Consider the following 10117-nt stretch of genomic DNA (forward strand, 5'->3'; position numbering starts at 1 on the left):
GCGGACAACGCTTCCCACTCCAGATCCGACAGCTCATGACGACGCACCATGCAACACATGATCCCCCATCAGAACGCTTTGAAGACACTGCCTAGTGCCCGAGCTGCCGACCGCCTTACGGAAGGCGGTGGGGCCTCGTTGGCGCGGTCCATCGACAACGCGCATTTGGCGAGGTCGAGGCGGTGCACGGTCTCGACCAGGCGCGCGGCGAGCTCGTTGCCGACCGCGCGCATCTGCAGCCCCGCGCCCCGCCCGATGCCGCCGGGTGTGGTCTGTGAGCCTCACAGACCTCACAGGCTGACGTGACAGCCAGGTGCGTATCTGCCCGGAGTGTGACCGGGCGGGACTGCCTAGCCCGCAGCCCTGTTGCTCCGGGCGTCAGCCGCCTGTCCGGTCGGCCGCGCGGGCTCCGCTCTGCTCTTCCCGGTGGCTGGTCCGGATATCCAGTCCCAGCTCCGCCAAGGCGTCAATGACGACCCTGGCAGGATCTCCGAAAGGCTTCAGGTCGAACCACTCCCCCCGCACCCGGTAGTCCGCGAACCGCTCGTGCAGCGCGCCTTCGTAGTCGCCCTCCACGTCCAGGAGCGGCAGGAGCCTGGCGTGGTGGCTGGTCTGGAGCTGGGACATCCGGGACTTGAGGGTGCCCGTGGTCCGCCCGATCTTCGTCTGCGGGGAGTCCTCCCCGCAGACGAGGTACGTCCGCACAGTCCGGCGGACCGGACCCAGGGGTGCCGGCACCGCCAGCTCGTCGGGGCCCGGGAGCGCCTCGTCGTCCTCCACGCTTATGGCCGCCGAGCAGGTCCGGGCGATGACCGGGATGAGGCTCGGGCAGGCCCTGGAGGGCGTCGAGGTGAAGATCACCCGCAAGCGCCCGGGGCCGGCCGGTGATCCAGCGGATCCTGCAGCTGGCCCCTCAGGGCGCGGCGAGCCGCCCTGGGATCCTCACGGCGGGGGTGGGGAACAGGTGGTGTACGGCGGTTCAGCGCGAGGAGACGGGTCTGATCAGTTCCGCGCCCGGCCCGGAGTACCGGCCCAGGCGCTTGCGCGCGGCCTCGGCGGTGGTCAACAGGCGCTCGCCGAGAGTGGTGTGGTTCTCCACGAGACCGGGTTCGGCCCACGGGCGGTCCGGGCGGATCCGCAGCGGGCTGTCCACCGGTAAGTTCCCTGCGGGCGGACCGGCCGCCGCGAGGACGAGCTGGCTCGGGCCATGGACCAGGACGGCGGAGACGAGCACCGCGTCCTTCTGGGATACGCCGGTGGCCCGCAGATGCGCGGTGACGGACAGCAGAGCGGCCGGGCGGCGCGTCCACAGGGGCGGCAGGAGCACGGCCAGCGCGTGGTGCGGCTGCCTGACGGCCTCCTCGGGGCCGACCCCGCCCGCCGCCCCGGCATCCACGTCGGCGGCTGACTACCGCAGCTGCACGCAGCCACCTCCAAGGAAGCCGCGGCTGGGGAGACCGAAAGGCATGCCAGACCATGACCTCCACTCCGGACCGCCGCATGCGGCTCAGGATCATCGTCCTCACCCTCGGCGCGACCGCCATGATCACAGCAGGACTGGCCACCGAATGGTGGTGGCTGCTCGGCTTCGGCGTGTGGACAGCGCTTTCGCGATCTTGTCCCAGTCCTGGCGGCCCGCATAGCGGAACGAGGCCCGCAGCAGGTGAACGACGTCATCGTCCCGGGCCCGCAGGACCTCGACTTCGTAGGCGGTGGTGTCGAAACGCAGCTCGGGCGGGGCGGGGCGGTCCGGCCGCCCCGCGCCAGCCGCCCCAGACGACCTCGTCGCCGTCGCGGCGGATCGTCACATAGACCACCGAGTAGTACGTGAACATCGTCGGATACACCCAGCCATGGGCGAACTTGCGCGCCTTCCACCACCACGACAACTCCGGCGGTCCGCTCTCCCGGCTGTGACGTCCCATGGACCCCACGCCTCCTTCAGACCACCTGGACGGGCCAGGCGCCCCGGGCACCGGTTCTTCGGACCCGACCCGCGCCGAGCCCGAAGCGTTCGACCTCCCGGAAGGAACGGGAGCGAACCGCCAAGGCATAGTCCCGGTGGCCTACTTGTGGTCTGTACAGAGGTGGGCACTCAAGGCCACACATGCCCACTCTTCCCAGGCGTCGGGGGACCAGCCCCGGTCGCGGACAAAGATCAGGTATAGCTCCGGACTGAGCAGCCCATACAGCAGGTCGGCGGCGCGGGCGGTATCGACGTCGGGGCGGGCGTCGGGCTTGGAGGTCAATGCCTTCGCTGCGGCGTGCTGGACGGTATAGCGCGGGTCAGGGCCGACGGGCCACTGCGCGGCGATCTCCGGGTCCGTGGCCGCCGCAGCCGCGATCAGCGGCATGATCGGGGCGACCCGGCCGAGGATGTCGCGTACGCCCCGCACGTGGATGCGCAGTTGCCCGGCTGCAGTGGGTTCGGCGCACGCCGCGCGGAACCAGTCTCGGTCCATCGTGGCGACCGGCTCGGCGTCGCCCGCGATCGACGTGTCGACGACGTCCTTGAACAGCGCGCGCTTGTTGTGGAACACGAAGTACACGGTCTGGACTGCCACGCCCGCGCGATCCGCAACCTCCTGAAGGCTTGTCGCACCGTACCCCTGCGCGACGAACAGCTCCCGCGCCGCCGCAACGATCTTCTCGCGGGTACGCCGCGAGCGCTCAACCCTCTTGTCGGGGCGCTTGACGTTCTGTCCGTCGGATCCCTTGACCACATCCATGCCGAGAGTCTATCTCTAGAGTCAGACATTAGAGATGGACTCTAGTTTCTTGGAGGGGTAGCGATGAGTGAGACTCGGACTGCTGCAGAGCTCGACCAAGAGGCTTCTGTGCGCGGCGTGTTGGAGGACTTCTACCGAGACGGTAAGCCGCCGTGGGACAGCGGTGTCACGCCGCCCGAGCTCGTGGCCCTGGTAGAGGGGCCCGGCGACGCGTTGATGGCGGGCCAGGTGCTCGAACTCGGCTGTGGCACCGGGACCAACGCGGTGTACCTGGCCCAACACGGCTGGCAGGTGACCGCCGTCGACCTGATCGACCGCGCGGTCCGGCAGGCGAGGGAGAAGGCCGCCGCGGCCGGAGCGGACGTCACAGTGCTGTGCGCGGACGCCACCCGACTCGACGAGGTGGGTGTGCCCGGGCCGTACGACCTGTTCTTCGACCTGAGCTGCTACTGCGGGATTCCACCGCACCGCCGCGACGCCTACACCGCCGGCGTCACCAAGCGTGCCGCCCCCGGTGCACGATTGCTGATGTTCGGCTACGGGCCCGGGGCGTTTGACGACTCGTGGTCCGGCGTCACTGCGGACGAACTCAACACCAGGTTCGCTGGGTGGCAGCTGGCCGACGTGACGCCGGGCACAAACCCGGTCCCGACTTTCTGGTTCACACTGCGCCGCGCCGCCGCATGAGTTGGGGCTGTAAAAGAAGCAGTGTGACTCCGATCATGGCGGATTGCACCTGTGACCAGCGGGAACATAGCAACACCGTCCGAGGCGGGGGCCGCGTCGGCGGGCATAGATGTTCGGTTCCTAAACGAGATCGTGGCCATGTCGTCTGGTGTCAGGCCGCGGCGATGCGGGTGAGGGCGGCTTGGAGCCGGCGGATCGCGCCTTCTCCTGCCGTGTACTGCTGGAGGGCCGACGGGACGGCGCCGAGGGTGGGGCCGTCTTCGGCGGGCATGGCGCGCCAGTGCAGGATTGGCGTGAGGACGGTGACAGCTGCCCCGAGGAACCAGGCCAGGCATCCGTGGACGTGGGCGATGGCAACAGCAGCGAATGCTTCCCCGCAAGTGTTCCAATGGTCAACTCCTGGGAGGGCCTGCCGGGACTGCCGGGGGGGCCACGGCGGCGTGCAGGTCGGCGGCGGCCTTTGCCGCGACGGTACGGTCAGCGGGTGTCACGGCCCACGCCTGATCCCGAATCAGCCGTTCGGCCTCCTCCACCAGTCCTTCGATATCCGACCACCATATGTCCGCGCCCGTCACGCACGCAGTCGTGAGCGCACTCACCGACTGGCGGGCTGCCGGTGCGCTCACCGGCGCCAATAGCCGGGGAGCGCACTTGCCCGTGTAGTCATGCCGTAGTGGTTGCCGCCACGTCGTCCCAGGCCAGCGAGGCGATACGCCATCCTGCCGGAGTTCGAAGGAACTGGGTGGTCTTGTGGCCGGAGCCCTGGAACGACTCACCTTGGTGGATGCCGGACTTGCGGTATCGGCTGAACCGATGCGCTACCGATCCGAAGATCTCGGTTTTTTCGGAGACCTCCCATTCGGAAAATTCCGTCAGCGTTCCGTCTCTGAGCATCTTCTGGCGGGGCTCGATGAAGGCGTCGAGGTCGTAGATCACGGGCTCGCCCCCGACGTTCGAGATGATCCTGCCCCGCGGGATGAAGACGTCGCGGATGACGTCGAGATCAGGGCGTCTGCCGCGGGTGTTGGTAAACGCGCCGGCGAACACTGCCATCAGCCGATCGAGCTCGGCCTTGACGCCGGCGCCGGGCGCTTCGGACGCCTCACCGGGGCAGGGCCATTCCTCGGATAGGACTGACCAGACTTCGCTGTCGTGCCGCACACCCCGGTGGGGAGAGCGCCGCCGCAGCACTCCTTCACGGGTCATGCCCAACCGGTGTGCGACATCGAGGCTGCGGGTATTGCCCGCCGCGACCCACCATTCGACGCGGCTCATCCCGCGTGTACGGAAGGCCCAGTCGATCAACGCCCGGCAAGCGCGGGTGACCAGACCCCGCCCCTCCGCCGCCCGTTCCAGCCAGCAGCCGATCTCGCAGACCCCGGAGGCACTGTCGAAGCGGGTGAACATCACCCCGCCGACCAGTGTGCTGTCGAGCCAGATCCCGTAGATCCGGCCGGTGTCCAGGGCCGCACGGTCGGCATAGCGCTGGAGGGTGGCCGTAGCTGAGTCACGGTCGGTGCTCAACGACGCCCAGGGTATCCACGGATCCACGGTGTCCCGTGCGCGGTCCATATGAGCGAGGAACTCCTGAGCCTGCCAAGGCTCGAGGGAGCGGAGTTGGGCCCGGTCGCCGAGCGGCATGGTGAACATGGAAGCCTCACTCTCGGGTGCGTAACAAGCGTTCGGTACGTAAGCTAGCAGCATGCCACCCGCACCCGGAGATCGAGAAGCCCGCCGCCAGGACGTTTCCGAGGCGGTCTGGCGCGTCATGGCCGACAAGGGATTCGGTGGCCTGACCCTGCGTGCGGTCGCCGCCACCATGGACGTCTCGACCGGAATGCTCATGCACTACTTCCCGACGAAACGAGCCCTGATCCAACATGCCTTGGACCTGCTGGAGCACCGCACCGCACAGAGGCCCCGCCGCGCACGTCCCGGACCCGGCCTCGCCACCGTACGCGCCGCCCTCCTGGACATTCTGCCGCTGACCTCGGACGACACTGGCCGAAACCGCATCTGGGTCAGTTCCTGGGACCTCTCCCTCGCCGACGATGAACTGGCCAGGCAACAGGCCGACCGATACACCCGCCTCCGCTCGGCCATCAGCCCCCACTTCGAGGTCGCGCGCGACCTCGGCCAGCTGCCCGCAGACGCCGATCCGGAACAACTGTCGGCAGGCGCCGTCGCCTTCGCACATGGCCTCGTCGTGCAGGCCCTCTTCGACCCCGGCCGATTCCCTAAAGACGTACAGATCGCCATGCTCGACGACTTCCTCACTGCGATCGCACGGCTACGGGTCGACAGCGACGGCAGCCGAGCCGCCCCGGACGTCTTTGAACGGCCCTGACGTGGGACGGTCAGTTGATCGGATGTGTCTGTCCGGTTGGTGATCACCGAGCCTTTGCCAACTTGAATTCGCTGGTGAAATGCCGCCGGAGCCGCCCCTACCAACTTGCGGTCCAGCGCAGTCGATGAAGATGGAACCCATGACAGAGGACCGAAGCGAGATCGTTCTGACCAAGCAGGACCTTCGTGAGATCGCCGCGTTCGCTGCGGCCTGTGCTGAGGCGGCGCTTGAGGTGTTCGAGGCCGATCAGCCGGACGACTCGCGGCCTCGAGACGCTATCTGTGCCGCGCGGGAGTTCGCTCGGGGCGGCGAACGCGGGAAGTCTCTGCGCGACACAGCATCCGCCGCCCTCAAAGCGGCCAAGGACGCGGACACTGCCGCTGCCCGAGAGGCAGCGTGGGCTGCGATGTCTGCGGCCGGCGCCGCCTACCTGCATCCGTTGGCCAAGGCCACCCAGGTCAAGCACATCCTCGGAGCCGGCGCCTACGCGGCCAGAGCAGCCGAACTCGTCGCCGGCGAGGACCGGAGCGTTGGTGCCGAAAGCATCGAGCAGACGGCGCGTCGTGCGACACCAGTCGTCATTGACGTGCTCAAACGCTTCCCGGCGGCGCCGCGTGGCGGCGGACGGGTTGGCGAGTTGATCCGCATGCTGGACGCTGACCTTCGTTCACTCACCATCGCTGAGTGACTTTCAGCGCACGGCGCCCTGATCAGCTCCCGTGATGTGGGTACCCGCCTGCGGCTTCACCACCGCGATACACCCCTGGGGCGGCGTGACGGCTGGCGCCGCGAAGTCGGTCTACCGGCCCGCCGCCACCCCGCTCCCGTCGGCTGGCGGCGGCGTCTGGCGTTGGCCGAGCGCGACCGCACCTGTCGCGGGTCAGTCGATGGGGCAGGATCAACGACCGGAACATGATCATTTTGCGACCTGGAGGCACTCAGGGAGATTTCGGCTCATAGGAACGGCGGCCATGGCCATCGCTGGCACCGTTCTGGCTATCACCCCCGCGCACGCGGTGGACGAGATCTCCACGGCAGAACCATCCCGGTGGCAGACTCATACGCGCAGGGTGCATTCGACTACTGCCAGACCGTGGACGACTACGCCGGTGCCTGGTCGAGGACTCGAAGTCTGACGGCCTGAGGGTCGTCGTCAAGTGGGAAACCAACTACGGACGCAGCGGCGAGTGCCACCAGACGGGAGGCGGGGGCTCCGTCGGCTTCTGCAACTACGACATGCGCGAGGACGGGAAAATCCGCTTCTACGTGATGCGGCGTGACGGCGCCAACGGCAACAACCTCAACCCGTCGCCCTGGACCTCTTGGGTGAACATCGGCTGACCGTCGGGTCAGGCCGCGGGGCCGCCGTGCTCCTGGCGGTTGGCTTTGTCGCCGAGATCCAGCAGCGATTGTTGGTCAGCGCCGAGAACGGTCTGCGGTCGACAGAACCGATGTTGCCGAGTTTCGGGTTCTGGCACAGATCTTGGGGAGTGGTCGCGGAGAGTCATTGCGGTGTTCGAGGACGGCCCTCGTCCAGTTGAGGCGTCTACTCGGCGAATCCCGTTGCTTGGCTGGCGCGGCCCGTCGTTCATCCGTCCGAATGTTCGCGGTGCAGGTGCTCAGAGCGGGACTGGAGGATGTCCAGGGCCTCGTGGATCGAGCAACCGAGGTGGTCTCGGAACAGCTTGATGGCCTTGATGGTCATGCCGCTGAGGATCTCCTTGTCTGCGAAGGAGAGCGGGCCGGCCGTCCAGGGGGCGGACGCGGGGTCTCCGCCTGGCCAGTCGACGTCGGTCAGGGTGGCGAGCAGGCGGCCGTCCGCGAGCGCCACGGCCACGTCCATGCCGCGGGCCGCCTTCTCCGTGAAGGCAACGGGTGCAGTGTGGTCCAGGAGGAAGACGAAGTGCTGGGCTATTCGTTGCCGCCACTCATCGAGCTCGCCGTCGCCGTCCAGGCGCAGGTTGGAGTTCCAGGCTGCCTGGGCGAGAACCGATACGAACACCCCGAGGAAGTCCGAGTTCAGCAGGTCGTCCGCGTGCTCGATCAGAATCGCGAGGTCCTGGTTCCCGTGGCCGGGACCGTGCCAGTCGTGGAGGCAGTCCACGAGTGCGTCCCAGTTGTGGCCGAAGTAGCCGAGGAACGACAGCTCCCGGGCGAAGGTGCGGAAGACGGACGCTGGATCCGTCATCTCCCGGCCGTCCAGCCGCAGGACCAGACCGTTTCGCTGCACGAGCGCGGCCGTTTCCGACGCCAGCCATGGGTCGGCCGGGGAGGTGAACACGACCCATGGAGAGCGGTGTTCCGTCAGAGTGGGCTTGGTCATCATGGGGGAGATCCTTGCACGGCATCTGCTCGGAGCCCGAGTGATTAAGGGAGGGAAGATCGTGCTCAACGAGTGCCGTCCGCCCAGGTCAGGAGGCTGCCGATGACCATCTTCAATGCGAACGGACAGCGGAAGGGTTGAGCTTCGGCGCCGTCCTTGTATTGCGGGGCTACTGCAGCAGGATCATCTTCCGCAGCAGGTGGAAGCCAGCTCGTCCGTAGAGCTGCCTCTTGATCTTCTTGATGCGGTTGACGGCGCCCTCGATGCTGCCGGAGCTCCAGTGGAGGGTGAGTCCGGCTGTCACGGCATCGAGATCTCGGAGCAGGTGCACTGCGAAGCCGGTGAGGCCGGGCAGTTGGCTTGCGTCGACTGCGCCGATCCAGGCAGGGAGCCTGGCACCGAGGCGGTCGGTGAGTATTTCGCCGAAGTCGCGGACATGTCCGGCGACCGTGTCTAGTTCGGGACAGCGTGCCAGGACATCCTTCAGACCGGCGCGGTCGTCCTCGCTCAGCGCGGTGGGGTGTCGGGTGAGCCAGCCGGTCACCTGCCGCACCGTCGGAGTCCGGGGCGGCGCGCCGGCCGGAGCCCCTCGGAGGGTGGCGATGTGGCTGCGGACCATCTGGTAGGTGACGGGCGCGTTGTCGGCAACGAGTTCACTGTGGAGGCGGGTGACGCTGGTGCATCCTGCGGCGAATCGTCGCTCCAGGTAGGGCTTGTAGGGGTCCAGCCTGCTGGGCCGGGGCCGGTTGTCGCGGATGGTGTCCTGCCAACGTGCGGCGTTCGCGTATCTGAGCACGGTGTTGAGGCCCCAGCCCAGGTGCCGGGCGATCGCTCGGCGCGAGTGACCTTGAGCAAGGAGCTCGTGGACCAAGGCGTGCGCGGCCTTCTTTCGCTCAGCCCGCCGGCCGATGGGCGCCGGGTCGTCCGGCGGTCGGCCGGATGTCAGTCGGGTGGCCTCCGGCAACATGCCGCCGGGCGAAGGATCGCGCAGGCAGTCGCGGTGGGCGGCAACGCAGGTTTCCACGGCTCGGCCGAGGCCCTGCCACAGGTGGAACCGGTCGGCGACCTGCAGAGCGTCTGGGGCACCGCGTCGTGCTCCCTCGGCGTATGCGCCGGCCCGGTCCCGGCAGATGATCTCCACGCCGGGGTGGCGGATCAGCCAGGCGGCCAGCGGCCCGGCCTCGCGGGTCGGGAGCACGTCGCCCACGCGATGGTCTTCGACGCTGGTCAAGACGGTGGAGTAGGTCTGGCCGCGGCGGATCGCGAAGTCGTCCACGCCCAGCACGCGCGGGGTACCGAACTGGGGATCGGGCAATGCCATGACCCTCCGTAGCAAGGTCATCCGGCCGGCTCCGAAGCCCAGCTGGGCCGCCAGCCGGGCGCCGGCCCGCCCGGCCAGTGCGAGCCCCACTTGCTCCAGGGCGTGGTTGAGCCGCGTGGTGAACCGTGCGTGCGGGGCAGCCAGCTGCGAGAACGGCTCGGCGAACGTCCGGCGCGGGCAGTCCGCCGACCCGCAGATGAAGCGCCGGACCGTCAGCAGGATCACAAAGCCCTGCTCAGCGAGCGGAAGGTCCTTCAGCCTGCGCTGGTAGCGGTCGTGGACTCGGTCCGAGAAACGGCCGCAGTCCGGACATGCAGAGCCGGCCGCGCGGCCTCTCGCCGCCACCTCGACCGTGCCGAACGCGGCTGTGACCGCCTCAACATCCACATCGTCGATTCCGTCGAACACCAGCGAGTCCCAGAACGGTGCATCGGTCTGCATGACCAGCACCATCACCGGCCACAACCGGCTGCAGCAGCGGGCGGCAGGGACCTGAGGGAGCGTCAAATCTGATCGCTGGACGACAAGGCGTACGCGGTCTCGCGCGAACCCGTCTCCTCGCAATCGAACAACGGGGTAACGCTCCGCGACGACTCCCCAAGATCTGTGCCAGAACCGAGTTTCGGAAGCACTTTGGTACTTGCACTTGACCACCTCGCGCGCTACGGGACTCGGTTCAGGTGGTGGGCGTGGGCCACGTACCGAGCGCG

The 10117-nt window shown here is 68.1% G+C and carries 9 protein-coding genes; 3 read left to right on the top strand and 6 right to left on the bottom strand.

Annotated features, from left to right (window positions below):
• Nucleotides 1-378: 378 nt before the first annotated feature.
• The 3 genes from ACWFQ8_RS33025 to ACWFQ8_RS33035 all read right to left on the bottom strand — a co-directional run bounded on the left by ACWFQ8_RS33025 (nucleotide 379) and on the right by ACWFQ8_RS33035 (nucleotide 2729).
• Entirely contained in the window at nucleotides 379-861 is a 483-nt protein-coding gene (locus tag ACWFQ8_RS33025) for a GIY-YIG nuclease family protein (protein ID WP_453789968.1), read from the bottom strand.
• Nucleotides 862-979: 118 nt separating this feature from the next.
• The gene (locus ACWFQ8_RS33030) at nucleotides 980-1396 is read right to left on the bottom strand and encodes a hypothetical protein (protein ID WP_453789969.1); all 417 of its coding nucleotides are present in this window, start codon (nucleotides 1394-1396) and stop codon (nucleotides 980-982) included.
• Between the two features lie 670 nt (nucleotides 1397-2066).
• A complete protein-coding gene (locus tag ACWFQ8_RS33035; RefSeq protein ID WP_453789970.1) occupies nucleotides 2067-2729 on the bottom strand; it encodes a TetR/AcrR family transcriptional regulator in 663 nt (220 codons plus the stop codon).
• A gap of 63 nt (nucleotides 2730-2792) precedes the next feature.
• Here ACWFQ8_RS33035 and ACWFQ8_RS33040 point away from each other — a divergent pair, with 63 nt between their 5' ends.
• The gene (locus tag ACWFQ8_RS33040) at nucleotides 2793-3416 is read left to right on the top strand and encodes a class I SAM-dependent methyltransferase (protein ID WP_453789971.1); all 624 of its coding nucleotides are present in this window, start codon (nucleotides 2793-2795) and stop codon (nucleotides 3414-3416) included.
• 663 nt (nucleotides 3417-4079) lie between these two features.
• Here the strand turns inward: ACWFQ8_RS33040 and ACWFQ8_RS33045 are convergent.
• Nucleotides 4080-5066: a GNAT family N-acetyltransferase gene (locus tag ACWFQ8_RS33045; RefSeq protein WP_453789972.1), complete on the bottom strand. Its 987-nt coding sequence runs from the start codon at nucleotides 5064-5066 to the stop codon at nucleotides 4080-4082.
• A gap of 52 nt (nucleotides 5067-5118) precedes the next feature.
• Here ACWFQ8_RS33045 and ACWFQ8_RS33050 point away from each other — a divergent pair, with 52 nt between their 5' ends.
• Together ACWFQ8_RS33050 and ACWFQ8_RS33055 are read left to right on the top strand one after the other, a co-directional pair.
• A complete protein-coding gene (locus ACWFQ8_RS33050; RefSeq protein ID WP_453789973.1) occupies nucleotides 5119-5763 on the top strand; it encodes a TetR/AcrR family transcriptional regulator in 645 nt (214 codons plus the stop codon).
• A 139-nt stretch (nucleotides 5764-5902) separates the two neighbouring features.
• On the top strand, nucleotides 5903-6451 hold the full coding sequence (locus tag ACWFQ8_RS33055; protein ID WP_453789974.1) for a putative immunity protein: 549 nt from the start codon (nucleotides 5903-5905) through the stop codon (nucleotides 6449-6451).
• A gap of 900 nt (nucleotides 6452-7351) precedes the next feature.
• Here the strand turns inward: ACWFQ8_RS33055 and ACWFQ8_RS33060 are convergent.
• Both ACWFQ8_RS33060 and ACWFQ8_RS33065 read right to left on the bottom strand, forming a co-directional pair.
• Nucleotides 7352-8089, bottom strand: a complete 738-nt coding sequence (locus tag ACWFQ8_RS33060) for a barstar family protein (RefSeq protein WP_453789975.1) — start codon at nucleotides 8087-8089, stop codon at nucleotides 7352-7354.
• A 166-nt stretch (nucleotides 8090-8255) separates the two neighbouring features.
• The gene (locus tag ACWFQ8_RS33065) at nucleotides 8256-9848 is read right to left on the bottom strand and encodes an ISL3 family transposase (protein WP_453789976.1); all 1593 of its coding nucleotides are present in this window, start codon (nucleotides 9846-9848) and stop codon (nucleotides 8256-8258) included.
• Nucleotides 9849-10117 lie beyond the last annotated feature (269 nt).

The organism is Streptomyces sp. NPDC055254 (assembly GCF_053606025.1).